The 1,786-nt window shown below is 55.6% G+C and carries 3 protein-coding genes; all 3 read right to left on the bottom strand.

Features of this window, described 5'->3' with window-relative positions; genetic code table 11:
• On the bottom strand, positions 1-617 hold a 617-nt coding region (locus tag WBC85_RS08880), incomplete at its 3' end, for a hypothetical protein (protein WP_424435500.1).
• A complete protein-coding gene (locus WBC85_RS08875) occupies positions 617-1,504 on the bottom strand; it encodes a hypothetical protein (protein ID WP_424435497.1) in 888 nt (295 codons plus the stop codon). The genes WBC85_RS08880 and WBC85_RS08875, both read right to left, overlap by 1 nt.
• On the bottom strand, positions 1,497-1,786 hold a 290-nt coding region (locus WBC85_RS08870), incomplete at its 5' end, for a hypothetical protein (protein WP_424435494.1). The genes WBC85_RS08870 and WBC85_RS08875, both read right to left, overlap by 8 nt.

The raw sequence follows: 1,786 nt of genomic DNA, 5'->3' as shown, positions 1-1,786 counted from the left end.
CCTTTGCCGCCAAGATGCGCGATACCCATGGCAGCTTCCCGCGTAAATGGGACGCCGTTTATTTCCGTCCCATATAGGTCCGCGTATTTATCAGCGCTTGCCGCAAGATCTGGAAAGTGCCATGCCTCTGCCTTCTTTTGAAGATCCGGGTTGTTCTTGTAATCTTCCAGCGAAATTGAACCGGCCCCTGTAGCGCGGGCAAAATCATCGAGCCTGGCTTGCCCCATTTGAACGCGCCCGACGTAGCCCAGACCATTATCAGCGCCGAAATTATTCCCGCTTTCGGACATGCCGATAGCATCCATAAAATCTCCGGTTGATAGCGACGGCGTGCCGTAATCCCCGATGACTTTACCCGTGAACGGATCAATCAGCTTGTCGCCTACAACTTTGCCCTCAGTTTGCGACGGGTTAACCTGCCCCCATAGCGCGCTGGTCGCAGCGTCTTGCGGCATCATTTCAAGGATTGCCCGCTTAGGCCCAGAAATACCCATCTGATCCAAAAGGCCACCAATTGCGGCCTTTCGCTTCTCACGCTCAAGAACTTCCATGCCATCGCCACCACGCAATGCCGTTCCTACTGCGTCAAAGCCTAGTCCCGCGCGACCAAAATTCATCAGACAAACTCCACAACGTCAAATCCATGCCACTTGCCGATGATGCGCTCTGGAACTTTCTCGGAAAGATCACCCCGGAAGCGGATCGGCGACCACAGGTAATTGTATACATGCCTGTCGCCATCGGCGCGGATATTTTGCTTCAAGCCCCGATCCGAAAAGAAGGCAAGCGCCGTTCCGATGCCGCTCGCAATCGTTCCTGCATTTTTCAGACTATCTTTCAGCGGCACTGGCTCTGTTGACGTGCCAGATGCGCCCATGCCGCCAAGCCCCATGCCAAGCCGCGCATACCGTTCCAGCGCATCAATATCCGTAGTCTTCTTTTCGGTGTCAAACTGCATATCCGCGTCGATATTACGCTGCGCATGGTCGTCAAGAATGCCGCCAGCCGCAAGCTGCGCACCCGCGTCAGCGCGACCCATTGCGCCGATAGATGGTGCAAGGCCCGCAGCTTGTAGCTGGCGGTTCTTTGCATCATTATACGCGCCGAACTCAAGGCCACCAAGACTTTCCGTCAACGCGCGCGTGTACGTGTCTTGCGCAAGCCCTGAGTTAAGCCCGCCCCCGGCACACGTAGATGCAAGGTTGGCTTTGACGCTATCTGCGGTTGTATCTCGGATGGTGTCGAAATTTCGATACGTTTCATCCATATTGAGATTGCTTAGAACCGCGCCCTCTGCGGCTCCAGTGATCGGACTCCCTGCGGAAAGTGCGGAAATGCCTGACATTGTTTCCGGGCTAAGATCTGCCACGCGCGGCCCTGCGAACGGATCAATCTTGAAGCCGTCCGTTCCCATGCCTTGAGCTTTGCCGATGATATCCGTCAGGAGTGGCTGTGCTGCGACCCACGGCGACGCCGTGGTTGTTGTCTTTTGCTTTTTACTCAAGAGACTGCTCCATAATTCTATGTGTTTCGCGCATGCCCATACCTTTTAGAAACGCGGTCCATCCCGGCCTGCTGACCGTCACAAAGCGCGCTGCGCCGATGCTTTTTGCCCACGCCCTTATTTCACTTACCATTTTGTCCTGCCATGCCTCGCGATTGCGACCAGCGCAGTGCGTCATAATAACGTCCCGCGTGCGACCGTCCTGCACCTCAGTCAGTGCGACGGCGACAACTTCTCCGCTCCACGCAATCCAGCACTGGCTGGTTTCGTTAACCACTTGAC

The sequence above is a fragment of the Planktotalea sp. genome (genome assembly GCF_049680325.1).
Lineage (GTDB): Bacteria > Pseudomonadota > Alphaproteobacteria > Rhodobacterales > Rhodobacteraceae > Planktotalea.
Note: the sequence above shows the minus strand (reverse complement) of the source record. Positions and strands in the feature narration are given on the sequence as shown.